Source organism: Paraeggerthella hominis (assembly GCF_021044775.1).
Classification (GTDB): domain Bacteria; phylum Actinomycetota; class Coriobacteriia; order Coriobacteriales; family Eggerthellaceae; genus Paraeggerthella; species Paraeggerthella hominis.
Window position 1 is genome coordinate 432588 of record NZ_JAJNOQ010000001.1, and the last position, 21710, is coordinate 454297.

A 21710-nucleotide genomic window follows, 5' to 3' on the forward strand; every position below is an offset into this window, starting at 1 on the left:
CTCCTTACTCCTCTTTCTCGACCTTCTCGTCGGGCTTGTTGACATGCTCGGTTTTTACCTCCTCGACCTTGCCGGCTTCGATGAGCGCCTTAGCGCGGTTGGCGGGCGCATCGAACACTTCGCCCTCCCAGCGGACGCCGCCCTTCTTGTCGTTTAGGGTATTGTCGGTGAAGCACTTGATCACTCGCAGTTTGGCCATGATTAGACGCCCGCCTCGATGGCGCCCTTGACGATGTAGTTCGCTACCTCCGGGAACAGGAGCACGCCGGTGTCGGCGTAGGTCTCGGCCGTGCCGTTGGTGTACTTGGGCTCGTGGTGGACGCCGATGAAGCCGGACTCGTCGAACTGGTAGCTGAAGCCAGCCTCGCCCAGCGCGGCGAAGTCGACGGCGTAGACGTTGATGTTCTCCTTAGGCGTCGCGCAGACGGTTCCCTTCGCCTGGTTCGCGTCGAGGATGCAGTCTCCGATGCCGAGGAAGTTCTTGAGGTAGGTGAAGCCGAACGCGGTCTCGATGTTGTTGATCGTCGAGGCTCCGAGGTACTCGGCGACGTCGAGCGGGTTGACGAAGAACACCGGCGTGCCGTTCTCGTCCTTCTCGTTGAGCGCTTTGGTGAGCACGCCCCAGGTGTTCGCGATCGCAGCCTGGAACGTCTTGCCGGTCGCGGTGCCGGTCCCCGCCTTCAGGAACGCGAAGAAGTCCTTGCGCAGACCGCCCTGGATGTCCTGGATCATCTTCTTGTCGGTCTTCTCGACGGCGGCGTCGAAGCCGTACTTCAGGATGTCCTGCTTGGTGGTGGCCTTGCGGTAGGACTTGAGCTTCACAGCGTACGGATCTCCTACCTTCTTGTGCTCGTACTTGGACAGAGGGATGTCGTCGCCGGGAGTTACCTCGGCTTCGGACAGGGATCCCTCCACGGTGTACATCTGGATCTGGGTCCCGGCGGTGAGCGTCTGCGGCGTCTCGATGCCGAACACCGTCATGAGCGCGGTCACGCCCTGCTCGAACTTGCTGGCGAACTCGATGTCGAGGACGCGGGACGCGGTGCTGAGGTTTGCGTCTGCCATTTTTCATCATCCTTTCGGTTTATTTGAACAAATCGATGTTCTCCGCGATCGCGGCTTTTCTCTCCTTGCTGTTCTTGATCGCAAGGATCTCCTGCTTGGTCATCTTCGGGCCGTTGCCGTCGCCTCCCTTGCGGGTGTCGGACTGGCCGGACGGCGCGGAGGGCTTCTTGTACGCTTTCGCGATGGCCTCTGCGTGCGCCTTCATCTCCTCCTTGGTCGCTCCTCTGACGAGGTCTGCGGAGACGCCGGTTTCCTCGGACACTTCGGCGAGCCACGCCTTCTGGTCGCGCTCGGCCCTCATAGCGTCGAGCTCGGCTCGGATGCTGGCAAGCTCCTCGTCGGTCGTCTTGCTGCCGTCCTGCTGCTTCGCGCTCGCCTTCGCCCTCTTCTCCCATTTGCGGGCCTCCGCCTTCCAGTCGGTCGTGTCGGCTGCCGGAGCGCCTGCGCCCTGCGGCTCGGCGCCTCCGTCGCCGTTCTGCGTCGGCTCTGTCGGTTCGATCGTTGTGATGTTGTCTTCGGCCATGATGACCATCCTTCCTGCGCCATGCGGCGCGCTTGGTTCGCGTCGCCATGCGGCTCCGCTTTGCTGTCGCCCGGTTCAGGGCATGAAAAAAGCACCTATGCGGGTGCTTGATTCCTAGGTATGTCCGATGCAGTTCAACGCCTTGCCGAGGGCGGTCGCTATTTGCGCTTCTTGACGCGCTGCGCGTTTCCTCGCTCGGCTGCTGCGCGTACCGCCGTCTTCTTGCGGTCGGCTTCGGTATATGCGGCCTGCTTATCGATGCGCTGGCCGGAGTATCCGGCTTTCAGCTTGCCGTCTTCCGTGTAACGGTTGCGCCTCTTCTCCTTCTGGTGCTGCCGATGCTGCGAATGGTCCTTCCGCGCAAACGATTCCGCGTCGCCGCCGTACTGGCCCCACGCCTTGTCATCGTACTCTGCTGGGTCGAACCCCTCGATGGCGGGGTCTTTGTCCCATGAGCACACGACGCGGCACCTGCATCCGTCGTGGTAGTGGTCGGGGTCGAGCTTGCCGGCGGTCAGCTCTGATCTGTACGCGAAGCCGCGCGATGCCAGCATTCGGCAGAACTCGCACGAATCGCCGCCCAAGGGTATTCGAGCGTACTTCGGCTTCCTGGCGTCGCGCTCTCCGTTCAGGAACATCGTGCGGCCAACGGAACGCTGTATCTCGTATCCGACGCGCTGCAGAAGAATGGCTTCCACAACTTTTATTTCAGGCGTCTCCGCCAGCTTCGAGGTGATGCCGTAGGTCGCGTTCCTAGTCGACTCGGGGTCGCGCCCGCTGTCGGTCGAAGCGCCAAGCTTCTCACCTGTCTGGTACTCGCGGATTCCGTCGTAGAAGGAAGCCGCCATAGTTGATGCCAGCACGTCGGACGCGCCAACGATGCGCTCCATGATGTCGGCGATTTGAGCGCGCGCTGCCTGCGGGTCGCTCATGTCAACGGCTGCAAGCGCGGCGACGAGCCGACTCTTCGCCCTGTAGCTCACCTCGTCGACCGCGTCGGAGAACTCCTGAATGTACGAAAGCGGGATGGAGTACATTTACTCCACCACCGTAGGCTCGTTCTGCGACGGCTTATTGACGGCGAAGATATCGCTGATCGCGTTAGCCGACGCAGCTTTGTTCCTGTCGTCCATCAGGCGGCGGCGCGTGCCCTCGTCGAACCCGAGCTGTTCGAGGAACACGTCGGTTTCGGCGATCCAAGGCGCGACGGACGCGATCTTCACCATAGCGTCTGCCTGGGAGACGATGCTCGGCATCGCCGGGTTGCGGAATATCGGCGTGATGCTGCGCTCGTCCTCTGTGAGCTTGTCGAGCGGCTTGTCGAGCACGGCTGCCACCACCATGCGGGCGATGTTCCGCAGAGCCTCGCCGTTTCCGTCGTTGAGGTCGTCCGCCTCCATGATGAGCGGCTCGTTCGCCGCGTAGATCGCCTCCGCGCTCGACGGGTTGTCGTGGATGACGCCGAGCTGGCTTATCGCCACGTTCGTCTCTCCGCTGAACCTTGCGGCGAGGCTTCGCATGTAGTCGACGTGCGGCTGCATTGATCCTTGTGCGAGCTGCCCGAACTGCGGGACGTCGCCCTCCGAATCCCTGCCGATGGTGAAGATCGATCCGATGTAGGCCTCCCACTTGGAAACCTCTGCGAAAGCCTCCTCCTTGCTCACGCCGAGCAGGTACTTTTGCGGAGCCGTGAAGAACTCGGCGCTCACCTCGGTGCGCAGCGCCTCGCGCACGGCGCTGTCGGTGATCGAGCGCACGGCGCGCGTGATGCGCGACTGCCCGAACGGGCGCGCCTCGGTCGGCCGGTACGCCAGGACCTCCATGAGCGGCCGTCCCATCTCGTGCTCGGAAACCGAGTAATCCCAAACGCCCGACCGAGTGGCCCTCGCGTTGACTATCGCGTCGTCGACGTACAGGTTGATCTCGCACGCCTTTCCCTTGTCAGTGTAATCCACGATGGTGAAGCCGTACTTGATGCGGTTCTTGCGGTAATCCCAGCGAGCAGCGGACGATTCCGCCGAATGGAGCCCGATTATCACCTCCGGCTCGCCAGCATCGACGTCGCCGCGCGATATGGTTACGGCCGAGAAGCAGTAGACCAGCTCGGACGTGACGGCCATGCGGTATTTTCGTTTCAGCCCAGATTGCTCGGACACCCTGTCGAGGATGGCGGCGGCCGTCTCGTCGTTCGCCTCGAACCCGTCGAAGCGAGATCGCACGGCGAGGGCCTCCACGGCCTTCTGCGGCCATCCCACGACGGTCTCCACGTCCTTGAGCGGAGGCGGGATCGACAGTCCCAGGTCTTGCAGGGTGTTCTTCGCCTCGTAGTACTTGTTCTTCTTCTGGTTGCCGAGGATGTGCTTGCGCCAGATGCCCCATAGGTCGTCGAACACGTCCTGGTACGGGAAATCGGGCGCGAATCGCGGCTTCTGGAACGCCGCTCTCGTCGTAGCCATCAGCCGACCACCGCCTTTCTGCTAGGGTCTCTTTTCGTGGTTCTCACGCCCCACAGAGCGAGGCACGCGGCCTCGAGCGGGGTGATGTCGGTCTCGTTTCCCGACTGGAAGCCGAAGCCTCCGCCTTTGCCTATCTCGCGCTTCTCCGCCGCCTTGACCGCATCGTCGAGCGCAGGTTGCCCGATGTGCGTCATGGATCCTTCCGTGACGGCGTTCAGGAACATGGACGACGCCGCCGTGACCGTTTCCGGTTTCGCGGGGTCCAGCGCTCTCTTGACCACGCCGCCGGCTAGGAGCCGGTTGTACAGGTCGAGCGCGTTTGCCTTGCCATCTATGACGGTCGTGCTGACCTTCCCGCACCGAGGCGTCAGCCAATCTTCAGCCCACTGTATCCCGTTCTCCGTCGGTCCATGCTCGAGCACCTCTACATGGGGCGTGGCTCCCCTTTTCCATATCGCGATCGCGATTGCCGCGCGCTTTCCGTCCGCCGAGAACTTCACGCCGTAGGCTCGCTTCCAGGAAGCCTGCTCTGCTATCTCCTCGTCGGTGAAGTCGACTTTGAGCGCGTCCCATTCGGAAGGGTCGAAGCACCCGTTTGCCATGTCGCTCGCCCACCAGCCAAGCCTCTCGCGCGCGAACCCGTCTGGCGACATCGTTTTCAGCTCCTTTTCGACCGCCTTTCGCGTTAGCCGGTAGCCGAGAGCGGGATTGGTTTCCTCCCACCTTGATTCGTCGGATACATCGCCGATGTCGTCAACCGACCATTCGATCCAGTTCGTGCCGCCGTGCTCGCTCGACAGCGCGTTTCTCCGCGTTCGCGGGAATACGTCCCCATTGGTGGTTGGACCGGGCGGCGTTCCTAAAAGAATGAGTTGCGAGTTCTGCAACGGGCCAGCCGAACTGGTTGGCATCAGAGCCTCCAACTGGTCGTCGGTGAGCTCCTGCGCCTCGTCGCACACAACTACGTCCACGGTGAAGCCACGCGCTGCGCCCTTCGAGCGGGCAGAGAACTCTATCGAGCCTCCGTTCGTCAACTCGATGGCCTCCTGCCCGTTCGTCTTGCGGATGGCTTTCACGATTTCGGCAAGTTCTGGATACTCGCTCTCGTTCTCGAAGAATGAGCACAGGCGCAGGAATGCCTTGCGGGCCGTCTTCACCTCGTGTGCGGTGTGCAGTATCTTCTCGCCCTCCACAGCAGCCCCGTACAGTTCACGAACTTCAAGAGTGCCGTTCTTCCCGTTCTGGCGCGGAACGGCCAGCCCGCAAGTGTCGTGCGCGTATGTGCCGTCATCGTCGTATGCGAGCCAGTCATCCAGCACGGTTTGCTGCCAAGGGTCGGGAGTAAGTCCGTAGGCGCCGGCCATCTCCGCCGCATCGCCTCCGTACGTGTAGGCGTAATCGTCAGAAACCCTAATTCGCGGATCTTGGTTTCCTCTTAGCTGGCGCTTTCTTGCGCTTGTTCCTCGCTTCATCCAAAGCCGTCCTCCTGTCTTTTTTCGGCTGCGCCTTCTCCAATGCGCGTATCTCCTTGGTAATATCCATGAATTGCTTTGAGAGAGCCGCTATGTCGCGTCCTGACTGGGTTTCCTCCAGCTGCCTTGCTATCCCTAGTCGGAGGCATTTCAGCATCTCGAGGTCGTCAGTACCCTCTGCGAGGGCCGCAAGCGTCATGCATCCGTCCTCTGGCATCCGGAAACCCCTCCTTTCGGGCTAAAAGATCAAAAACCTGGTGCGGAAAAGAATCGCGGGGGGATATTAGCCCTGCGCCGCTAGGGTGGCTTCGGACGAAGGGGAGGGGGTCCCCCCTGGGTCACCACTCCCTCGACTTCGGGAGCCTGTCGGCCGTCGGCTCCGGAGGCTTCCTAAGCGTCTTGTTGCCTCTCTTTTGATTGCATATCCTATGCGCAGGAGCGACGTTCGAGATGTCGAGCGGGTTGCCGCCCTTGGACACCGGCACGAGCTCGTCAAGCTCGAACGACATCGGGTGGCGCTTGGTCTTCCCGTCCGTCGGATCGACGTAGGTCGCGAGCGAGTAGTCGATGGGAAGCCCGCATATATGGCACGGCAATCCCATCGCCGCCACGCGCTTGCGCAGCGCGTCCCTTCTGGCTCCGTTGGCTCGGCGCGGGTTAGGCTTCGACATGCCCCGTCGCTTCCATGGCATCGACTCGCTCGTTCATCGTATGGAAACCCCTGTGAATTATCATCGGCGCACCTCCATCCCCTATCGCCCGTCCATCGGAGACTCGTTGTTCGCGAAGCACTCGCCCATGCCGTCGTAGGCGTCGACAGCGACGATGGAGCCGATGCGCGGACGGGCATGCGGAACCGGTACGCCGCATGCCCGCAGCATGGCGCGGCTGATGGCGGTGTCGTATTGCAACGCGATTGCGATTACCTCTTCGACGGATACCATTGCTGCCTCCCTGTCTCGGCGATAAAAAAGCCGCCCCTAATGGACGGCTGTTCGGTTGCGTCTCGCTTATATCAGACTATCAGGATCAGACGGCAATGGGCGGCAGCGTTTCTATCGGCGCGGCGTTGGGGAACTCGTCGCGCCGGAACGTCTCCGGGATCAAGCGGTACAGGTCGCGCGCCCCGGCGTCGCCGATGGTGCGAGCCTGGCGCTCGCTGTATCCGATCACGCGCCCGACGTAGGCCCACGTCCGCCCCTCGACCACGTGCATCCACATGGCCCACCTGCCCACGTGGTGCGGATCGCACATGTCCTGGGCGGCGGCTATCTCCGCATAGCATGCCGACACGCGGTCCGACCACTCCGCCTCCAGCTCCATGATGCGCGCGACGCCCTCGCCCAGCCTGTCCCCGCATCCGCCGGATCGGGAGCCTTCGAACGACGCCCCCATGGACACGAGCCGCGACCGCACGTCCCTTATCCTCGACTCGATCTCGCGTATCTCGTCGTCCATCGTCTTTATATGCCGCAAGTAAGACGCGACGCATGCCCGCATGACGAATATGTCGTGGTCCAAATCTGCCTCCGGAATCCGATCGAACAAGTGTGCTTGATATTTTATCGCATAAATTATCACTGTCGACGAACATGCGAAAAACGTCGCCTCCCCTTGACGAAATTCGATAGGCGGGTATCATCATCCCCCTCTCCCGGAAAACGGACGAGCTCATCGATGCAAAGCAGTCAAAAGGAGGCGGCCTTGACGCTCATTCGCAAAACGAAAAAGGAGAAAGTTCGCTATCTCGAGTGGTTCGACATCCTCTCGCTCACCGTTATCCTATTCGGCTGGGCGATCCTCTCGTCCACTATGTCGCTCTTGGGCCTTTCGCAAGGGACGGCGACGGTCGAAGGCAACATCTCGTTCTCCGTCGCGGACAACTACAACGCCATCGCCGTCCAATCGGGGTTGCTGGCGATCGCCCTGCTGTACCTGCGAGCCAGGAACTTCGATTTCAAGGCATGGCGCATCAAGCTCGATCTCAGAGCGGTCCTCTGCGCTGCGTTCGTGTTTCTAATCGGCTCGCTCGCCTTCGATGCCTACATGGTCGTTGCGGGGTCGATCCGCGAGGCGATCCAGTTCCCGAACCCGATCGGATCTTTTTTCTGGAGCGAACCCGTTTCCAGGGTCTTGCACGCCGCGCTCAACGGAGCGTACGAAGAGCTGTACTTCCTAGGCATCTGCCTCGCGGTGAGGCCCAGGCACCTGAAGTGGGCCGTGCCGTTCTCGTTGCTCGTGCGCGCAAGCTTCCATACCTACCAAGGGTTAATGCCTGCATTGGGAATCGGCCTCGTGTTCGGAGGAGCCGTCTACCTGATCTACAGGCGGTCGAAAGACAAGAACCTAGCGCCGTTTTTCATCGCGCATTCGGCAGCAGACGTGTTCGGACTGGGAATCCTGTCGCATTTCATCGGGTAGAGCGCCGCCTCCCTTGACGTGCTCCACGCGCCACCTCGGCGAGCGCCGGGGGTCGGCCGCGTACGCCTGGACCGTGCGCGGCTTGAGGCCCGCGGCCGCCGCGCACTCGCTCGCGGTCCCCTCGGCTATCAAGGCCCCGCGGTCGAACACCCTGTAACGCTGCCTCTCGCGAACCATGGCGCGGCTCCTCCCCTGCGTCGGTCGTTTTGCAGATGATACGGCACGGACGTCGGCGAGTCCAGCGCGCCCGCGCGAAGCAAGCTCGTGCCAGTTGCATTAAAGAATCAGATCCGCAACGGTTTCCCGCCCGTCTCGCTCCGCCCATCGCCCCTGCCGTTACAATGCCGGACAAGGCAGATCGACTCGAGAGGAGAGCCAATGGAAGACGTCAAGGAAAAGCTGGGAGAAGCGGCCGACAAGGCGAAGGAAGCCGTGAGCGAGGCGGCCCACGACGCGAAGAACGCCGTGAAGGACGCCGCCCACGACGTGAAGAACGCCGCCAAGGACGTCGCCGCCGACGCGAAGAACGCCGTGAAGGACATCGAGGCGGAGGTGAAGCGCAAGTAGCCGACCGCGCTCTCGCTTAAAGGAAGAGGGCCCGCAGCCTTGGATCGGCTGCGGGCCCTCTTCCTTCGTCAGCTGTACTGCCTTGTAACCCTCATCTTCACGTCTTCGACGGGAACTTTGCTCTCCCTTAGCAGGATGCGCAGGTCGTCCAGGTCGGGCAACGTCCCCTCGCCGGCGATCTCGACGACCACCGCGCCGCCCGACGCGTCGACGGAGACCGGCTCGTAGGACGATTCCCGCAGCCACTCCCTCACGGACTGCGCGGCGCCGCGCTCGAAGGAGTACTGCTCGATGACCTCGTTGCTCGCAGCGGCGAGGGGCACGGCGAGCAGGACGGTCCCGACGACCGCGGTGGCGTACCACAAAAGCCTCGCCTTCGCGCTGCTTCCGTCCTGCGCGCGCCCGGCAAAGCCCATCAGGAAGAACACGGCATTGCACGAAAGCTGGATGGCGAAGAAGTTCACGGTGAATAGGAGCAGGGCCCCTGACGCGACCGCTTGGGCCCCCTGGGCGAGAGCCGCGCCCGCCACGCAGAGGGGAGGCACGATCGACACCGAGATGGCGACGCCCGGGATGGCGTCGAACACGTCGTCGCGGCCGACGGCCAAGGCTCCGACGGCCCCGGACGCGACGGCCACGACGAGGTCGACGAGGCGCGGGGAGACCCGCGACGACACTTCGCCGTTGCCGACCAGCGGGACGCCGGCCGGTATGGCGAGCGACGTAACACCGGCGACGGCGACGACCGCAGCCGCTCCCGAGAGGGCGACCAGAAGGCCCCTCGCCGCCTGGCGCCGCTTGCCCGTCGCGATGGCGAACGACGTGCCGATCATGGGCGACATGAGCGGGGCTATGAGCATCGCCCCTATCACTATGGCAGACGACTCGGCGGCGATCCCGCAGGTGGCGATCACCGCCGACAGCACGAGGCAGAGAAGGAACGCGGAGTACTGCTTGACGGGATTATCGACGCGCACCAACGTGATGCGCTCGATCTCGGGGATCCTCTCGGCGTTGGTTTTCCCTCCCGCGAATATCCTGGACACGACGCTCATCGAATGGCCTTTCGCTCGGCGGTGGATTCCTGGAAGAGAATGCTACCACACCGGCCACGGCGGCAGGCTCTCTGCGCTCATTCCGCGCCTCCGATCGGATGGCTGCAAAACGTCCTGCTGGTTGAGTGCGCCGCGTTCTTTAGAGAAGGGCGACGGGCAGCCGGGGCATACGCTCCTATATCATCGGCGATCCTCCTTCCTCCTCATTAACTCGACGGCGAGCATCCTCGCGATCCCTGCCAGCACCCACGCGCAGAACGCCGCCATGAGCGCGATGGACGCGACGAACAGCCACGCCGCCATCACATGCCCCATTCGTCCAGCTGCTCGTCGGAAGGATCCCAGTTGCTCTCGTCGGCATGCCGCTCTTCCAGCCCGCAGTACGGGCAAGCGAATGATGGCTTTCGCATGCGAGCATGGAGGCGCATATTCTTCGTTAACAGGAACTCGTGCCCGCATTGGGTGCTTACGGCAAACTTACCTTTCGCTAGCCAGCACATCCGCCATAAGCACGTCTCGCGTCCGCTCATTCGTCCACCACCTTCGCGCCGCATCCGCCGCAGAACCTATACGGATCGTGCAGCTCGCTCCCGCATACGTCGCACGATACGCTCGTGCCTTTGCGGATGGGCTTGCACGTGCGCTCCCAGCGGGTGTTCCAGGTTTCGGCTGCGTCTGCGAACGCTCGCAGCTTCTCGATCCCGCTCGTTTCATCGGCCATCATCGGCCTCCTTTCGTCTTGATGTAGTGCAGATGCCCTGCGCGTCGGCAGCTTTTGCACCGGCACCCGTAGCGGTTGTAGCCGGCGTACGTGCCATGCGACAGATGGCCGGGATCGGCGGACATCTCGGCGAGCACTTCTGCTCGGCGCTCGCGCTCCCTCTCGGCTCCCTTCTTGCGGGCTTCGCGAGAAGCGGCGCGGCATCTCTCGCATCGGCATCCGTACTTGTAGCCTGTAGCCGTCCCGTGCCTTCGGTCGCTCGGATCGGCAACCATGTCCTCCAGGTGCTTCTCGGTGCCGCGCCGCTTCGGGAGCGGCGCGGCGGGCTGCTCGACCGCCTTCTGATCGCTTCGATGCCGAAACCCCCGCACCTGCCCGTAGTGCTCCGCCATCAGGCCCCCTCGCGGCAGAATCCCGTCACCGGACCGTAGAGCGTTTTCATGCATCCCTTTTTCCCGAACTCGTCGTGCTCGGAATCATCGGCATCGTGATCTTCACCTGCGCCGATGCCGTAGCCGATGCGGGCTGGGCGGGCGGCTTCGCTGCACGTCCGTTCCACCATGGCCCGCTCGGCCTCGCTCGCCGCACGCACGGCGTCCGACGAGGCCGCATCGCTCATCCCGGCGAGGGCCGCGCGCCCCTCCTCGGCTCGCGCCTCGTCGATCAGCTCGTCCAGGTACCGTCGGGCTTTGAGGAGATCATCCAGGCCGTCCTTGAGGTCGTAGCTCCACAGGCACTCGAGCACCGTGCAGCGCAGGTGAGCGGCGAAGCCCTCGCCGGCCATCGAGCGCATGGCGTCGATGCACTCGATCCCTCCCTGCGTGTAGTTGTCGGGGTGGTTCACGTTATCGGCCATTTCGAAGCCTCCTGTCCGGGCCGTCGAAGGCGACGACCGCGTTTCTCCTGTCGCCGAGGCGGCTCACTATCGCCTTGGCTGTCTCTACGTTGCCGTCGGACGCCATCCGCGACGTCAGATCGATCGAGTTGTACTGCGTCGTGACGATAGTCGGCTTGCCGGTCCTGATGCGGGCGTCCAGCACGTCGAACAGCTTCGACAGCGCCCAGTCGGTCGGCCGCTCCTTGCCCAGGTCGTCGACGGCGAGCAGACCGACGTTGCGGTACCGCCCCATCACGTCGGCCTCGCGAGCAGCCCCGTCGAACACGCTGCGGAAGTCCCGCAGCAGGTCGAGCGACGTCGCGAAGAGCACCGTGCGCTCGGCGGCGTTGGCGATCAGGACGGCGCAGGCGGCGTGCGTCTTGCCGCGCCCGACGTCTCCTCGGAGCAGCAGCACGTCGGACGGCGACGCCGCCCAGTCGGCGATGCGCCGGTCGCACCCGTCGAGCGACGCCGAGCGGTAGCGCGAGGGAACGCCGGATCTGGCGAGCCGCTCCTCCACCTTCAGCCGTCGCTGCCCCTCCTTCCAGGCGGCTGCCGCCGCCTCCTGCTCCGGAGTGTTCCTCGGCGCCTCAAAACGCCCCAGCGTACTCGCCAAGCTCATCATGGCCGACCCCCTTCCCGGCAGCGTTGCGGCGGGCCCAGTTGCGCGCCGCGGCCCTCCAGTCCCGCATCTTCGACTTGCCGACCGTCCAGCCCTTCGACGCGTAGAAGTCGCAGAACCGCTCCGCGTCGAGGCTCAGCCCGGCCTCCTCCGCGAAGGCTCGGACCTCGTCGGGGGTCGGGGCGCGAAACCTCGCGCGCGCACCTCCCTCTTTTTCTGGTCTGGTTTGGATTGGTTTATCTTGGCTTGGTTTATATAGGAGGGGTTCCGAGGTTTCAAAACCCCCGTTTTCGATGTTTGAAACGGGGGTTTCACCTTCGTTTAAACTCCGTTCTTTTTCGGCTTGCTTTTCATCTTCCGGCGCGTTTTCCGGCTCGTTTTCGGCTTCTCGAACGTCTCTGGTAGCTTCTTTCCTCTGCCGTCTCGGACGCCCTCCGGCGTTGCCCTCGCGCGCGCTCACGGAGTTGTCGACGTCCTCGCGGATCGACTCGAACAGCGCGTCGAGCGGGTATTCGAGAGAGGGTTCCGCGCCCTCGGTGCCGTAGCGCATTACGGCGAGCGCGAACATGCCGCGCTGCTCCTCGGACGGGATCCGCTCGACGACTCTCGTTATCTTCGGGAACCAAGTGAACTTGTTTGGCATCGTTTCTCCTAGAACGGTATGTCTTCGTCGTGAACCGCCTGGCAAGCGTCGACGACCGGCGCGGCGCTCGCAACCGCCTGCGAGCCGTCCTGCCGCTTCATAAGCTCGATATCGTCAACGACCACCTCGATCTTGCTGCGCTTCTGGTCGTCGCGCTCCCACTGGCTCCAACAGAGCTTGCCTTCGATCGCGACCTTCGTACCTTTCGACAGGTACCTGCTCAAGCTTTCGGCTCGGTTGCCGAGCATGGTGCAGTCGATGAAGTTCGGGTAATCCTCCCATTCGCCGGTCTGCTGGTTCTTGCGGCGGTCGTTGACCGCCACGCCGAAGCTGAGGACCGGCATGCCGCCCGCGGTCGACCTCAGCTCCGGTTCGCGGGTCAGGTGCCCGCTGATGATCGTTCTGTTTATGCTCATAAAGGTGCTTTTCCTCTCGTTCCCTCGGCCGCCCCTTCACTCGAAAGGGCGTATGGTGTAGACTGTCGGCCGTCGCTCGAAGCCCCCCTTCGACGACGGACCCGCGCGCCTCGTCCGCGCGGGTCCCTCTTCCGGGACCCTCCGATCGCTCCCATATGCCGCTCCTCCCGCTCCTACGCCCCGACGCCGAACGCCAGCATGAGCGCGTAGGCGGCGGCTGCGGCGGCGAACGGGGCCGGCAGCATCTTGCAGCTGCGCTCCCATTCGCCGTGTGGTATCATTCGGTTGCCTTCATCGGCGGATGCGCGCCCCGACTTCCACATCCGGCGCGCTTCTTTTTTTCCTTCCATTCCCTATCTCCTCACGTGGTCCGGATACGGGTTCGGCTCGCGGAGTTCCGTCGGCCGAGCAAGCTTCGCGCGCTCCAGGAACACCCGCTCGCCGTTGCGCGTGATGACGCGCACCTCCCGGCGCAGGTCGGCGCTCCTGTCAATGCAGAAGAGCGCGCTGCGGAACGCGCCCGCCAGCCTCCGCACGCCCCTCTCGCCCGGCTCCACCGGAGCGCACGTCACCTCGGCCACGTCTCCGGGATTCGACTTCTCCAAGAACTCCCTGGCGGTCTCCTCGCAGAAGACCCGAAGAGGGCTCTTGTCTCCGTCTCGGTAGCCCGGCACCTCGGCCTTGTCGATCATGTGCAGCATGGCGATCCTCCTTACATTCGTACTGTATACATACGTTATGTATGTTTTTTCTAGGTGCATATTAACATACAATTCGTATGTAACCAATACCTGTTTTAGGAGTTCAATTGCTCGGAAAAAGGCTCCGCGAAATTCGAATGGCGCATGCTCTAACTCAGCAGCAAACGGCTGACCATCTCATGATTTCGCTGAACGCCTACCAGAAATACGAGCAGGGCACCAGGGCGCCGTCACCGGAAACGCTAGTAAAGCTCGCGGACTTCTTCGACACGTCTACCGATTGGATCCTTGGGAGAACGGAGGATCCGTCGTTCTCAAGAGACGTTGGTGAACGCTGAACATATCTTCCAGCGCATCCCATATCTCGAAGTCTCCCGTCCGGTCCCCCGCCTCGATCTTCTGATAGTAGTTAAGGCTTATCCCCAGCGAATCCGCTACGGCCTGCTGGGTCATGCCGGCGCGCCTGCGCGCCTCCTTCAACGCTTCCCGGCCGTTTCCCATGGCTGGCGCCTCCTTCCTTTCATGCATTGCTTTTTCCCGATGGATTGTAGAACCTCGCGCACGTTTCCCCAGACAGCGGGCACTTCGGCGCGTACGAGACGATGGGCGCGGAACACGCCCGCTCCACCATCGACTTGGAAAGGGCGCCGAAGCTCTCCGCCGCCCGCGCATCGCGCCCCGGAAGCACGTGGCCGTAGATTCCCAGCGTCACGTCGATCTTCGAGTGCCCGAGCCGCTCCTGTACGACCTTTATCGCCTCGCCGTGCGACAGCAGGTAGGTCGCATGCGTGTGCCGGAGCGTGTGCAGGTGGACGTGCTTGGCGAGCTTGAGCGACTTCGCGAGGGCGCGGAACTCCGCCGTGAACTCCGACGGAAGTATCCACGTCCCGTCCGGATGCGAGAACAAGGGCGTCTCGTCCGTCTGCCGGCAGCCGCGCTCGGCCATGACGGCCTGCTGCAGCGCGATCTGCGAGCGGATCGCGCCGGCGGTCTCGTCGTCGACCGTCAAGACGCGCTTGCCGCGCTCGGACTTCGGCTCCTTGTACTCGGCGGGGGCCGACATGCCGGGGACCTGCGCGACCGAGCGGGAAACCCTCACGCCCGGATGCCACGACGCCTCGCCGCCTGGGGCCATGTCCATGCCGATCCGCTCCGACCAATCGCCGACCTGGAAGCCGGCGAGCTCGCCGCGCCTGACCCCGGTGTGCAGGCACGTCAACCATGCCGCCGCGAACGTCCGCTCCATGTAGCCCGCGTCGTCCTCGACCGGTTTCGCAAGAACTTCGTGGAGGCGCGCCGCGAGAGCCGCGAAGTCGCGCTCGGAAAGCGGCTTGGCCTCAGAGCTTCCGCCGCGCGGCACCGCCACGCCGAGGACGGGGTTGGAGTCCACCACGCCGTCGCGCATGAGCGTGGAGAAGCAGCCCGACAGCATCGCGTGGAGCTTGCGAACGGTCACGGGCGACAGCGGCGATCCGTCCTTTCCGCCGCTGCGCAGAAGCGACCGATAGAGCGCCGAGAAGTCCGACGCCGAGGCCCGGTCGTACTCGATCCGCCCCACGCCGGGATGAACGTAGCAGCGGGCCATCGACCGGTAGGCCGCGACGGTCGACGCCGCATGCCCGTAGTCGACGAGGCCGTCCAGGTAGTAGTCCAGGAGCGCGCCCACCGTGTAGCCGGAGCCAGTCCTCTTCGCGCGGCCCGCCTTCAGCTCGACCTCCTCAACGGTCTGCGCGATCTCTTCGTCGGTCGCTCCCGGCGGCAGCGTCCTCGATACCTGACGCGTCTTTCCCGTCGCCGCGTCGACGCCGGCGTACGACCGCACTACTATGCTGCCCGTCCTAGGATCAATCCTGATGCTCGACAATCTCCTGTTCCTTCCTGTGCTTTCGCCACCGGGCCGCGTCGGCCATGCAGTCGGCGACCTCTCCGCGCATGAACTTGCCCGTCACGCCGAGCGACCCCATCGTGCGCCCCAGCTCGTCGGCGCGGTCGTAATCCATCGCGTCCACGACGATCAGCCAGGGGCCGACGTCCGCCGACCTATCGACCATCGAAGGCGCCTTGCCCGACCGCGTCGCGCGCGGCCGTCCAGTCGCGAACCTTCGGCGAGCGGCCCACCACGCGGCGGTACAGCTCGTTCATCAGTTCGACGCCCTCCCGCCCGTCGAGGGGCTGCCTGTGCGCCGGATGTATGTACTTCGCCAGATGGGGGCTGTGCATGACCGCGAGGCGCGACAGGGCTGGCCAGTAGTTGTTGCTCATCCCCATCGCCTGCTGGTTGCGCATGATGGTGCACCTCTTCGTAACGCTCGCCTCGGCGGTCAGCCTTATCATCCAGGCCGCGAAGGTCGTTATGCTCGGATCGGCCGGGTACGGCCTCTCAGCCCATGCGGCGGCTTTGAGCGCCCACGTGACCGTCCGATCCTCCCCTTCGCTCATGACCCCACCCCGCATGCCATCATGATCGCGTAGATCGCGAGCATCGCCGCGAACGGCACCGGGAGCAGCCGCATGCCGCGCTCCCATTCGTCGCGCAGGCATCGCTCCATGTCGTACTTGACTGCGCGTGTTATGCTATTTACGACCTGTTGGTCAGTTGCGCGCTTGCTTTCCACGGCTGGGCGCGCTTCTTTTTCAGCTCGCATTCCGCACTCCTCTCATAAACCAATCGTCGAACCACTCTGGCTTCACCCGCATGCCGCGAGACTGCCCGACCGGCATGAAGGACTTCATCTCCCCGCTTCTTACGGCGAGCGACAGCGTGCTGTACGGTATGCCTGACGCACGCTCCACCTCCCTCAGCCTGTACATGGGCTTCACTGGCAGCTCGGCGACCCTCGCCATCTCGGCGAAGATCTGCCCATGGGTTTCGGTTTCCATCGGCGCCTCCTTTCTCAATCGATCATCGCTATCAGATAGCACCGGTGTTCCCCGCTTCTCCCTGTCGGGAGCGGGTATTGGGCGGTGCCCTAGGTTTTCAATGTGCTCGCCGAATAGGCATGGAGGCGAAAACGTGGTAAGATTCGCTTAGAACGGAGGTAATAGTATGTTCAAGGACCTCGACAGCTTCATAAAAAGCGATGGGCTGCTGCAGCGCTCCCCCGACCGCGAAAGCGAATCGGAGCCGATCATCGACGACCTGGGCGACGATCCGAGCCCTGAGGCGGCGGCGATGGCCGTTGCCGAGTTCTTCGAGAAGTCCCTTCCGAGCGTCTTGGACGAGTTCCGCGACTGGCTCGGCTCGTAACAACCTCTCTCGTCGGAAGCGTTTCCGACTCCATGCCTATTCGGTTTTCAAGGTACGTTCGCACCGAGCCGAATACCCGGAAACACGGCAGCCTGTTAGAATTGGCTTTGCGAGAGGCAATCGAGGAAAGGCGCGCCATGACAAGCGAACTGAGAAGACCGCTCGATGGCATAGCGTCAAGCGTCGGCAACGTGGGAAGATCCGTCGCCCAGGCATCGAAATCAACCGACGAGATCCGAAGGAGCATCGACAACCTCGGAAAGCGAGTTTCCGAGTCATCGGCCATGCAATCGGTCGACCTTCTCACGGACGACGAGATCGACGAGCTCAGAAAGCTCGTGAGTCTCGGAGACGGGGCGAAAGGATACGCCGCATCGCGCCTTGAATCCGAAGCCGTGCAAGGAATGTACCTTCAACTGTCGGATCTCGGCTTCATCCATTGTTTTCGCGATTTCGACGGAGACATCTTGTACGTCGACTACGACCCGAAAGCGAACTGGGCCATCGCCCGCCACGACAAGCTAGCGGAACTGGAGGCTCGGCGTAAAGAAGAGGTCGATCGGATACGCGACGAGGACAGGAAGCACAGCCGCAACAACGTGATCATCGGATGGTTCCTCGGCCTTGCCACAGCAGCCATACCGTACCTCGTCAATCTGGTCAGCTCATTGATTCAAGCACCAAGCCAATGAGCGTGCTCACCACACCCAAAACGTAGCCCAGCACGACGTCTTTAACGGACTCCGCCTGATCCTCGCTCATGCCAAACAGGTCTTTCAGTTTCACGGCTACCGCCTTTCCGGCTGCCGTGTTTCCGGGTATTCGATTGTTAAGGTGCTTGCGGCGAGCCCGCTGCGGAGGATGACCGACAGCGCGCTGCCAATGGAACGGGTTGCCTTCGCGCTTACAGCGGCGCATCTGGTCGGCGCGGCTGCGGCTGAAAGGACGGGCCGGATCGGTCGATCCTTTGCGGCGGGTTCACCTCATGGCCGCTACAGCAGCGGCCTGATGTCCGTCATGAGGGCCGGCAGGCTGTCGATGCTGACGTTCGCCCGCTTGTGGTCCACGCCCTCGATGCGCACCCACTCCTCGCCGTGATCGTCCACCTCGTAGACCATCGGCGTCTCGGCCAGGTAGTCGTATCGGTGCGCGCCGCATTCGACGAGGGCATCGTTGATGCGCTGAACGAACAGCGCCTTGTCCTCGGCTTCGATCTCCACTTGCTTTTTCGCCTCCTTCCCTATCCCGCCTCGCGCTCGGCGTACGCTTCCGCGCAGCCGTGGAACAGCTCCACGATCTCGTCTACCTCCGGGTCGGGCTTCGCGCCGTCCTTCGTCAGCTCGTTGCCGATAGCCTCCGCGTAGTGGTGCAGGCGCTCCCGCTCGGTCGGCACGTCGCCGTCGGATTCGAATAATCCGAAGGGACCATCGAGCCGATAACCCGGAAAGAACCTGTCCCGGATAGCCTTCGCTTCGTCGAGAGTGAACGAGATAGCTTCAGACAGCTTCATCTCGAATACCGCTTCCGTGCAACCGATTTCAGATGCAACTTGCTCAGGCGTAACTTCCCGCATATGCATGAAGCCCCGTAGATTCTTAAACATTTACTCATCTCCTCCTTTCCTACCCTGCCTTGCGCTCGTTGACATCCCTCGGAAGGCGCTCGTCTGTGCGGCCGTAAAGGTAGTCGGTGGAGCAGCCGTACAGGTCGGCTGCGGAGTTCGCCACCTCTGCGGGAATGTCGCGCACGTTGTTCTCGTAGAAGCACAGGCTCTTCGCGCTGCAGCCCAGGCGCGCGGCGGCCTCCTCCTGCGTCATTCCGACGCGCACTCGCTCGGACGCGAGCGGTTTAATCTCCAACAATGGAATCACCTCCCTTCATGCGCTTTTCGCGGAGCTTCCAGCCGAGGGCGACGCCCTACGCGAGGAACGGCATCGCGAGGAAGCTCGTTCTGGGCAGCCCCCAGTCCAGGAAGAGGTCCGCATAGAACAGGACGAGAAACGCAACCTGGATACAGGTGGCGATCGCCACCAGGGGCGGGGTTCTCGTATCCTCCATGGTTCACCTCCAACTTAACTACTAGAATTTTTCGTGCCTTCAGTAGGTATAGTACAACAATTTCTAGTAGTTTCAAGCGTAATTTTGGAATTGGTGGTAATATTTCTTGTACCAAAACAATTGGTAGGAGCTATCATGGAAAACAACATTGGTGAAGCACGACGCTCTTACGCTTTAGCTGTCGGAGGGTTCACGCAAGAAGATGCTGCGAGCTATTTCAACGTAAGCCTCGGTACGTACCGAAATTGGGAGCAGGGCGTCGGCAAGCTGAACGGCGAGATACTATGCGCCATCGCCGACAAATACGGCTGCTCCACCGACTACCTGCTCTGCCGAACCGACGACCCGACGCCTTTCCCCGCCTCGTCGCCGAAGATCGCGGAGACCGCCGAGGAAGAACGCCTCGTGTCCGCGTACCGCAGATGCACCAAGCGCGAGCGTCTGGCGGTGCTCAACACCGCCGAGACGATGGCCGACGACGGTGCAGCGAAAAATATGGACGATGGACGGGCTGCGGAAAAGATAGGGGCGTAATTATGGGACTATTTTCAATACTGTTTGGAAAATCTGGCGAAAGAGAATACCCTCTGCAGTCCAAGCCTACCCTAAAGCCTCTGCTGCTATCGGGTTGCGAAGAGCGGAAGGTGTACGTCTACGACGGATCACCGCTCAAAAGCATAAAGAAGCATGAAAGGATTGTGCTTCATGCTACCGCGGACGAGATCACAATGATCAGTGCTGAGACAGGCGGCGTATGGAGCACGAGCGATGAAGACTCTAGTGCCTGCGCGCTACTTTACAATGGTAAACCAATCGGATTCATGTCCTCTTATGGAGGCATTCTGCAAGAGCTGTGCAAGCGAGGTTTCGATGTGCAGATCGACGCAATGCGAACAGGGTCATATTCTCCGATAATCCCAGAAATAAAGGCGTACATGCCATCGTACCAAGAGGTAAAAGGTCTGCTAGATAGCAGGCAAAAGGCGATGAATGAAGGGCGCCTGGTCAAATTCAACATCAAAGAATCTGCATTCAAACAAGAGTTTGATGTCGCCAATAAACAATTCGTTCGTTCGGAAGGTGCTCCTGATTTCGTTGTAGGGTCAATCAGTATTTCTGGAGACACCAGGATGATTGAAGTACCTAAGGGCTCACGCGCAAAGCCGCATATACTTTTGCTCGACAAGGAGATTCCCGTCACAGAAATAGCAGCAACCTGCGGAGCCTACAGCACCCTGACAGACAAGGTAGGCCAGCTTCCGAGTTCGGCAACAATATCGAAGATACCGTCGATGCGGGATCGTCGCGAATTCTATTACGCGATTGAATTGACATACTAACAAGAAAGCCCAGCTCATATGGGTGGCATTGTCGAATGGCTTCAATCTAGAGAGGAGATGGAGCGAATGAAGATCGGGTACAGAAAACCGCGCATAAAATCGTCCTTGAAAGCGAGAACGACAGGACGTGCAAAAAGGTCGGTTAAAAAATCCATCAACCCGATGTACGGCAAAAAGGGCGTTGGGTTTGCGAAAAACCCACGGCGCTCCGTAAAGAACGCGGTCTACCGCAGGACAACGTTCGGCACCATGGACATATTGAAGAAGCTGTTTAAATAATAACTGCAAAGAAAGCCCCGCGCATCACCGGGCGGCAACCCTAGCGCGAGGCTTCTGAAGTACCAACCGAATAACGGAAGGCAGGTGCATTGTACCATGTCCAGGAAAAGCCGTCGCCGGTCGTGGGGGTCGATAACGATCGTGACGAAGACGAAGCACGTCGTAAGATGGATCGAGAATACCACCGACGGGCGCGTTCGCAAGTCCAAGACGCTCGAATGCACGTACCGGGAAGCTGACAGGTTTCTAGCCGAGCGAAGGATGGAAGTCGAAGCCCCTCCGGCCATGACCGTCAAAGCCCTATGGGATGATCACGAGCGGCCCGTCATGGCTGACAGGCTCGCGTCCGGCAGGATGTCGAATCGCACGGCCAGGCAGTACGACAGCTGCTGGGCGAAGCACGTGGCTCCCAGGTGGGGCGGCACGCCGTGCACGGAGGTGAGGCCGCTCGACATCCAGAAGTGGCTCCTCGAAATACCGAGGACGAGCGCGAAGACAGCGCGGATCGTGCTGAAGAAAACGCTCGATCATGCCGTCATGTTCGAGCTCATCGCGACGAATCCGGCAGACAAGAAGTTCAGGTACGCCGATTCCGAGCGAAGGGACCGCAGCGTGTACACGCAAGCCCAGCTCGAGCAGCTGGCTGAAGTCGTGCGGGGGTCGGCATGCGAAGTGCCTTTCATCCTGTGCGCGTTCGCCGGAATGCGAGTCGGCGAGGCGTGCGGCGTGCCGATCGAGAACGTCGAGTTCGGAGACGAAGCCGCCTCGATAGCGATAACGTCGCAGCTCGCCGACGACGGAGAGCTTCGCGCGCGTCTGAAGACGAGAGCGTCTAAGCGCACCGTAGGGCTTCCCAAGCCCTGGTGCGACCGTTTGCGCGATATCGTCGCAGACTTGCCCGATCACGCCTTGTGGGCCAACGACAACGGCGCAGGGGAGCCTGTTCCGCGCTACGTCGTCGCGAGAACATGGGAAAGGCTCGTTAAAGCATCCGCCGTCCCGTACCTTCCAATGCAGTCGCTGCGCCCGTCGTTCGAGACGATCATGCATTGGAAGGCCGGGGTCCCGATCGAGCAGGTCGCCCGCATAATGGGGCACACACAGGCTTCCACTACCGTCGGGCACTACGACCGTCCCGGCGGAGACGAGCTGGTTTCCGTGGCCGTGGAAGCCGCATCGCGCCTGTCCGAAATATCCTAACCTCTATCCCAGATAGGAAAAATAAGGATATTTCCAAAATATACCCA

General features: G+C 62.0%; 39 protein-coding genes. 9 read left to right on the forward strand and 30 right to left on the reverse strand.

Translation table 11 applies throughout. The annotated features are described in order from the left end of the window. Window positions 1-4: 4 nt before the first annotated feature. The 10 genes from LQE90_RS01945 to LQE90_RS01990 form a co-directional block, all read right to left on the reverse strand. A complete protein-coding gene (locus LQE90_RS01945) occupies window positions 5-199 on the reverse strand; it encodes a hypothetical protein (protein WP_114565902.1) in 195 nt (64 codons plus the stop codon). A 2-nt stretch (window positions 200-201) separates the two neighbouring features. Then, the gene (locus LQE90_RS01950) at window positions 202-1065 is read right to left on the reverse strand and encodes a hypothetical protein (RefSeq protein ID WP_216528650.1); all 864 of its coding nucleotides are present in this window, start codon (window positions 1063-1065) and stop codon (window positions 202-204) included. Between the two features lie 19 nt (window positions 1066-1084). Then, the gene (locus LQE90_RS01955) at window positions 1085-1588 is read right to left on the reverse strand and encodes a hypothetical protein (protein WP_216528651.1); all 504 of its coding nucleotides are present in this window, start codon (window positions 1586-1588) and stop codon (window positions 1085-1087) included. Between the two features lie 158 nt (window positions 1589-1746). Further along, a complete protein-coding gene (locus LQE90_RS01960) occupies window positions 1747-2625 on the reverse strand; it encodes a VG15 protein (protein ID WP_114565905.1) in 879 nt (292 codons plus the stop codon). Continuing rightward, window positions 2626-4044: a phage portal protein gene (locus LQE90_RS01965; protein ID WP_216528652.1), complete on the reverse strand. Its 1419-nt coding sequence runs from the start codon at window positions 4042-4044 to the stop codon at window positions 2626-2628. It lies immediately after the preceding gene. After that, on the reverse strand, window positions 4044-5516 hold the full coding sequence (locus LQE90_RS01970; RefSeq protein ID WP_216528653.1) for a phage terminase family protein: 1473 nt from the start codon (window positions 5514-5516) through the stop codon (window positions 4044-4046). Before LQE90_RS01970 ends, LQE90_RS01965 begins: the two co-directional genes overlap by 1 nt. Next, window positions 5455-5733 carry a hypothetical protein gene (locus LQE90_RS01975; protein ID WP_114565908.1) on the reverse strand — a complete coding sequence of 93 codons (279 nt, stop codon included), beginning with the start codon at window positions 5731-5733 and terminating at the stop codon, window positions 5455-5457. The genes LQE90_RS01970 and LQE90_RS01975 overlap by 62 nt, the downstream gene beginning before the upstream one ends. A gap of 121 nt (window positions 5734-5854) precedes the next feature. After that, window positions 5855-6187, reverse strand: coding sequence for an HNH endonuclease signature motif containing protein (locus tag LQE90_RS01980; RefSeq protein ID WP_114565909.1), 333 nt, complete (start codon window positions 6185-6187; stop codon window positions 5855-5857). 81 nt (window positions 6188-6268) lie between these two features. Further along, on the reverse strand, window positions 6269-6460 hold the full coding sequence (locus LQE90_RS01985) for a hypothetical protein (RefSeq protein ID WP_114565910.1): 192 nt from the start codon (window positions 6458-6460) through the stop codon (window positions 6269-6271). An 85-nt stretch (window positions 6461-6545) separates the two neighbouring features. Continuing rightward, window positions 6546-7037: a hypothetical protein gene (locus LQE90_RS01990; protein ID WP_147269841.1), complete on the reverse strand. Its 492-nt coding sequence runs from the start codon at window positions 7035-7037 to the stop codon at window positions 6546-6548. A 183-nt stretch (window positions 7038-7220) separates the two neighbouring features. On the opposite strand from LQE90_RS01990, the gene LQE90_RS01995 reads away from it, so the two are divergent. Continuing rightward, entirely contained in the window at window positions 7221-7937 is a 717-nt protein-coding gene (locus LQE90_RS01995) for a CPBP family glutamic-type intramembrane protease (protein WP_114565912.1), read from the forward strand. Between the two features lie 378 nt (window positions 7938-8315). Then, window positions 8316-8504 (forward strand): hypothetical protein, encoded by a 189-nt coding sequence (locus LQE90_RS02000; protein ID WP_123192051.1) that lies wholly within the window; start codon window positions 8316-8318, stop codon window positions 8502-8504. Window positions 8505-8572: 68 nt separating this feature from the next. Here LQE90_RS02000 and LQE90_RS02005 read toward each other — a convergent pair whose 3' ends face one another. The 10 genes from LQE90_RS02005 to LQE90_RS02040 form a co-directional block, all read right to left on the reverse strand. Next, window positions 8573-9559, reverse strand: a complete 987-nt coding sequence (locus tag LQE90_RS02005) for a DUF389 domain-containing protein (protein ID WP_216528654.1) — start codon at window positions 9557-9559, stop codon at window positions 8573-8575. 180 nt (window positions 9560-9739) lie between these two features. Continuing rightward, entirely contained in the window at window positions 9740-9862 is a 123-nt protein-coding gene (locus LQE90_RS12360) for a hypothetical protein (protein WP_255616279.1), read from the reverse strand. Further along, on the reverse strand, window positions 9862-9987 hold the full coding sequence (locus tag LQE90_RS12365; protein ID WP_255713159.1) for a hypothetical protein: 126 nt from the start codon (window positions 9985-9987) through the stop codon (window positions 9862-9864). The genes LQE90_RS12360 and LQE90_RS12365 overlap by 1 nt, the downstream gene beginning before the upstream one ends. A 98-nt stretch (window positions 9988-10085) precedes the next feature. After that, window positions 10086-10283, reverse strand: a complete 198-nt coding sequence (locus LQE90_RS02010) for a hypothetical protein (protein ID WP_147269842.1) — start codon at window positions 10281-10283, stop codon at window positions 10086-10088. Further along, the gene (locus LQE90_RS02015) at window positions 10280-10672 is read right to left on the reverse strand and encodes a hypothetical protein (RefSeq protein WP_216528655.1); all 393 of its coding nucleotides are present in this window, start codon (window positions 10670-10672) and stop codon (window positions 10280-10282) included. Before LQE90_RS02015 ends, LQE90_RS02010 begins: the two co-directional genes overlap by 4 nt. Further along, window positions 10672-11136 carry a DUF3310 domain-containing protein gene (locus LQE90_RS02020; RefSeq protein ID WP_216528656.1) on the reverse strand — a complete coding sequence of 155 codons (465 nt, stop codon included), beginning with the start codon at window positions 11134-11136 and terminating at the stop codon, window positions 10672-10674. The genes LQE90_RS02015 and LQE90_RS02020 overlap by 1 nt, the downstream gene beginning before the upstream one ends. Further along, entirely contained in the window at window positions 11126-11782 is a 657-nt protein-coding gene (locus tag LQE90_RS02025) for an ATP-binding protein (protein WP_114565918.1), read from the reverse strand. The genes LQE90_RS02020 and LQE90_RS02025 overlap by 11 nt, the downstream gene beginning before the upstream one ends. Next, window positions 11748-12422 (reverse strand): hypothetical protein, encoded by a 675-nt coding sequence (locus LQE90_RS02030; protein WP_216528657.1) that lies wholly within the window; start codon window positions 12420-12422, stop codon window positions 11748-11750. The genes LQE90_RS02025 and LQE90_RS02030 overlap by 35 nt, the downstream gene beginning before the upstream one ends. Before the next feature lie 8 nt (window positions 12423-12430). Next, window positions 12431-12838, reverse strand: a complete 408-nt coding sequence (locus LQE90_RS02035; protein ID WP_216528658.1) for a single-stranded DNA-binding protein — start codon at window positions 12836-12838, stop codon at window positions 12431-12433. 353 nt (window positions 12839-13191) lie between these two features. After that, window positions 13192-13539: a hypothetical protein gene (locus tag LQE90_RS02040; RefSeq protein WP_216528660.1), complete on the reverse strand. Its 348-nt coding sequence runs from the start codon at window positions 13537-13539 to the stop codon at window positions 13192-13194. 137 nt (window positions 13540-13676) lie between these two features. On the opposite strand from LQE90_RS02040, the gene LQE90_RS12485 reads away from it, so the two are divergent. After that, window positions 13677-13877 carry a helix-turn-helix domain-containing protein gene (locus LQE90_RS12485; RefSeq protein ID WP_114565959.1) on the forward strand — a complete coding sequence of 67 codons (201 nt, stop codon included), beginning with the start codon at window positions 13677-13679 and terminating at the stop codon, window positions 13875-13877. Here the strand turns inward: LQE90_RS12485 and LQE90_RS02045 are convergent. The 5 genes from LQE90_RS02045 to LQE90_RS02065 all read right to left on the reverse strand — a co-directional run bounded on the left by LQE90_RS02045 (window position 13813) and on the right by LQE90_RS02065 (window position 16419). Beyond that, window positions 13813-14040, reverse strand: a complete 228-nt coding sequence (locus LQE90_RS02045; protein ID WP_216528662.1) for a helix-turn-helix domain-containing protein — start codon at window positions 14038-14040, stop codon at window positions 13813-13815. The genes LQE90_RS12485 and LQE90_RS02045 overlap by 65 nt on opposite strands. Before the next feature lie 19 nt (window positions 14041-14059). After that, entirely contained in the window at window positions 14060-15403 is a 1344-nt protein-coding gene (locus LQE90_RS02050; protein ID WP_216528663.1) for a tyrosine-type recombinase/integrase, read from the reverse strand. Continuing rightward, complete coding sequence (locus tag LQE90_RS02055; RefSeq protein WP_216528664.1) at window positions 15384-15590, reverse strand: hypothetical protein; 207 nt, start codon at window positions 15588-15590, stop codon at window positions 15384-15386. Before LQE90_RS02055 ends, LQE90_RS02050 begins: the two co-directional genes overlap by 20 nt. Beyond that, window positions 15580-16080 carry a hypothetical protein gene (locus LQE90_RS02060; protein WP_147269843.1) on the reverse strand — a complete coding sequence of 167 codons (501 nt, stop codon included), beginning with the start codon at window positions 16078-16080 and terminating at the stop codon, window positions 15580-15582. The genes LQE90_RS02055 and LQE90_RS02060 overlap by 11 nt, the downstream gene beginning before the upstream one ends. Before the next feature lie 93 nt (window positions 16081-16173). Then, complete coding sequence (locus LQE90_RS02065; protein WP_114565927.1) at window positions 16174-16419, reverse strand: DNA-binding protein; 246 nt, start codon at window positions 16417-16419, stop codon at window positions 16174-16176. Window positions 16420-16585: 166 nt separating this feature from the next. Between LQE90_RS02065 and LQE90_RS02070 the strand changes: the two genes are divergently transcribed. Beyond that, window positions 16586-16786 (forward strand): hypothetical protein, encoded by a 201-nt coding sequence (locus tag LQE90_RS02070; RefSeq protein WP_114565928.1) that lies wholly within the window; start codon window positions 16586-16588, stop codon window positions 16784-16786. A gap of 137 nt (window positions 16787-16923) precedes the next feature. After that, on the forward strand, window positions 16924-17478 hold the full coding sequence (locus LQE90_RS02075; protein ID WP_216528665.1) for a hypothetical protein: 555 nt from the start codon (window positions 16924-16926) through the stop codon (window positions 17476-17478). On the opposite strand, the gene LQE90_RS12370 is transcribed toward LQE90_RS02075, so the two are convergent. The 5 genes from LQE90_RS12370 to LQE90_RS02095 all read right to left on the reverse strand — a co-directional run bounded on the left by LQE90_RS12370 (window position 17447) and on the right by LQE90_RS02095 (window position 18844). After that, entirely contained in the window at window positions 17447-17572 is a 126-nt protein-coding gene (locus LQE90_RS12370; RefSeq protein WP_255713160.1) for a hypothetical protein, read from the reverse strand. The genes LQE90_RS02075 and LQE90_RS12370 overlap by 32 nt on opposite strands. Window positions 17573-17778: 206 nt before the next feature. Then, window positions 17779-18006: a hypothetical protein gene (locus tag LQE90_RS02080; protein ID WP_114565930.1), complete on the reverse strand. Its 228-nt coding sequence runs from the start codon at window positions 18004-18006 to the stop codon at window positions 17779-17781. Between the two features lie 20 nt (window positions 18007-18026). Continuing rightward, the gene (locus LQE90_RS02085; protein ID WP_216528666.1) at window positions 18027-18389 is read right to left on the reverse strand and encodes a hypothetical protein; all 363 of its coding nucleotides are present in this window, start codon (window positions 18387-18389) and stop codon (window positions 18027-18029) included. A gap of 19 nt (window positions 18390-18408) precedes the next feature. Beyond that, complete coding sequence (locus LQE90_RS02090; protein WP_114565932.1) at window positions 18409-18648, reverse strand: helix-turn-helix domain-containing protein; 240 nt, start codon at window positions 18646-18648, stop codon at window positions 18409-18411. Window positions 18649-18703: 55 nt separating this feature from the next. Next, a complete protein-coding gene (locus LQE90_RS02095; protein WP_216528667.1) occupies window positions 18704-18844 on the reverse strand; it encodes a hypothetical protein in 141 nt (46 codons plus the stop codon). Window positions 18845-18979: 135 nt separating this feature from the next. Here LQE90_RS02095 and LQE90_RS02100 point away from each other — a divergent pair, with 135 nt between their 5' ends. The 4 genes from LQE90_RS02100 to LQE90_RS02115 all read left to right on the forward strand — a co-directional run bounded on the left by LQE90_RS02100 (window position 18980) and on the right by LQE90_RS02115 (window position 21663). After that, window positions 18980-19378 (forward strand): helix-turn-helix domain-containing protein, encoded by a 399-nt coding sequence (locus LQE90_RS02100; protein WP_114565933.1) that lies wholly within the window; start codon window positions 18980-18982, stop codon window positions 19376-19378. A gap of 110 nt (window positions 19379-19488) precedes the next feature. Then, window positions 19489-20184, forward strand: coding sequence for a hypothetical protein (locus tag LQE90_RS02105; RefSeq protein WP_147269844.1), 696 nt, complete (start codon window positions 19489-19491; stop codon window positions 20182-20184). A 66-nt stretch (window positions 20185-20250) separates the two neighbouring features. Further along, window positions 20251-20463, forward strand: coding sequence for a hypothetical protein (locus LQE90_RS02110; RefSeq protein ID WP_114565960.1), 213 nt, complete (start codon window positions 20251-20253; stop codon window positions 20461-20463). A gap of 96 nt (window positions 20464-20559) precedes the next feature. Continuing rightward, entirely contained in the window at window positions 20560-21663 is a 1104-nt protein-coding gene (locus tag LQE90_RS02115) for a tyrosine-type recombinase/integrase (RefSeq protein WP_114565935.1), read from the forward strand. The last annotated feature ends 47 nt before the right edge of the window (window positions 21664-21710 follow it).

Coding starts and splice junctions, on each gene's coding strand:
- LQE90_RS02070 (WP_114565928.1), top strand. CDS start 16,586: ATGTTCAAGGACCTCGACAGCTTCATAAAAAGCGATGGGCTGCTGCAG.
- LQE90_RS12485 (WP_114565959.1), top strand. CDS start 13,677: ATGGCGCATGCTCTAACTCAGCAGCAAACGGCTGACCATCTCATGATT.
- LQE90_RS01985 (WP_114565910.1), bottom strand. CDS start 6,460: ATGGTATCCGTCGAAGAGGTAATCGCAATCGCGTTGCAATACGACACC.
- LQE90_RS02000 (WP_123192051.1), top strand. CDS start 8,316: ATGGAAGACGTCAAGGAAAAGCTGGGAGAAGCGGCCGACAAGGCGAAG.
- LQE90_RS01950 (WP_216528650.1), bottom strand. CDS start 1,065: ATGGCAGACGCAAACCTCAGCACCGCGTCCCGCGTCCTCGACATCGAG.
- LQE90_RS02045 (WP_216528662.1), bottom strand. CDS start 14,040: ATGGGAAACGGCCGGGAAGCGTTGAAGGAGGCGCGCAGGCGCGCCGGC.
- LQE90_RS12360 (WP_255616279.1), bottom strand. CDS start 9,862: ATGGCGGCGTGGCTGTTCGTCGCGTCCATCGCGCTCATGGCGGCGTTC.
- LQE90_RS02095 (WP_216528667.1), bottom strand. CDS start 18,844: ATGGAGGATACGAGAACCCCGCCCCTGGTGGCGATCGCCACCTGTATC.
- LQE90_RS02035 (WP_216528658.1), bottom strand. CDS start 12,838: ATGAGCATAAACAGAACGATCATCAGCGGGCACCTGACCCGCGAACCG.
- LQE90_RS01965 (WP_216528652.1), bottom strand. CDS start 4,044: ATGGCTACGACGAGAGCGGCGTTCCAGAAGCCGCGATTCGCGCCCGAT.
- LQE90_RS02110 (WP_114565960.1), top strand. CDS start 20,251: ATGAAGATCGGGTACAGAAAACCGCGCATAAAATCGTCCTTGAAAGCG.
- LQE90_RS02025 (WP_114565918.1), bottom strand. CDS start 11,782: ATGATGAGCTTGGCGAGTACGCTGGGGCGTTTTGAGGCGCCGAGGAAC.
- LQE90_RS02020 (WP_216528656.1), bottom strand. CDS start 11,136: ATGGCCGATAACGTGAACCACCCCGACAACTACACGCAGGGAGGGATC.
- LQE90_RS01955 (WP_216528651.1), bottom strand. CDS start 1,588: ATGGCCGAAGACAACATCACAACGATCGAACCGACAGAGCCGACGCAG.
- LQE90_RS01980 (WP_114565909.1), bottom strand. CDS start 6,187: ATGTCGAAGCCTAACCCGCGCCGAGCCAACGGAGCCAGAAGGGACGCG.
- LQE90_RS02010 (WP_147269842.1), bottom strand. CDS start 10,283: ATGATGGCCGATGAAACGAGCGGGATCGAGAAGCTGCGAGCGTTCGCA.
- LQE90_RS02100 (WP_114565933.1), top strand. CDS start 18,980: ATGGAAAACAACATTGGTGAAGCACGACGCTCTTACGCTTTAGCTGTC.
- LQE90_RS02065 (WP_114565927.1), bottom strand. CDS start 16,419: ATGGAAACCGAAACCCATGGGCAGATCTTCGCCGAGATGGCGAGGGTC.
- LQE90_RS02030 (WP_216528657.1), bottom strand. CDS start 12,422: ATGCCAAACAAGTTCACTTGGTTCCCGAAGATAACGAGAGTCGTCGAG.
- LQE90_RS02015 (WP_216528655.1), bottom strand. CDS start 10,672: ATGGCGGAGCACTACGGGCAGGTGCGGGGGTTTCGGCATCGAAGCGAT.
- LQE90_RS01945 (WP_114565902.1), bottom strand. CDS start 199: ATGGCCAAACTGCGAGTGATCAAGTGCTTCACCGACAATACCCTAAAC.
- LQE90_RS01960 (WP_114565905.1), bottom strand. CDS start 2,625: ATGTACTCCATCCCGCTTTCGTACATTCAGGAGTTCTCCGACGCGGTC.
- LQE90_RS02115 (WP_114565935.1), top strand. CDS start 20,560: ATGTCCAGGAAAAGCCGTCGCCGGTCGTGGGGGTCGATAACGATCGTG.
- LQE90_RS01975 (WP_114565908.1), bottom strand. CDS start 5,733: ATGCCAGAGGACGGATGCATGACGCTTGCGGCCCTCGCAGAGGGTACT.
- LQE90_RS01970 (WP_216528653.1), bottom strand. CDS start 5,516: ATGAAGCGAGGAACAAGCGCAAGAAAGCGCCAGCTAAGAGGAAACCAA.
- LQE90_RS02085 (WP_216528666.1), bottom strand. CDS start 18,389: ATGTTTAAGAATCTACGGGGCTTCATGCATATGCGGGAAGTTACGCCT.
- LQE90_RS02060 (WP_147269843.1), bottom strand. CDS start 16,080: ATGCCTGCGCGACGAATGGGAGCGCGGCATGCGGCTGCTCCCGGTGCC.
- LQE90_RS02040 (WP_216528660.1), bottom strand. CDS start 13,539: ATGCTGCACATGATCGACAAGGCCGAGGTGCCGGGCTACCGAGACGGA.
- LQE90_RS12365 (WP_255713159.1), bottom strand. CDS start 9,987: ATGCGCCTCCATGCTCGCATGCGAAAGCCATCATTCGCTTGCCCGTAC.
- LQE90_RS02005 (WP_216528654.1), bottom strand. CDS start 9,559: ATGAGCGTCGTGTCCAGGATATTCGCGGGAGGGAAAACCAACGCCGAG.
- LQE90_RS02055 (WP_216528664.1), bottom strand. CDS start 15,590: ATGGTCGATAGGTCGGCGGACGTCGGCCCCTGGCTGATCGTCGTGGAC.
- LQE90_RS02075 (WP_216528665.1), top strand. CDS start 16,924: ATGACAAGCGAACTGAGAAGACCGCTCGATGGCATAGCGTCAAGCGTC.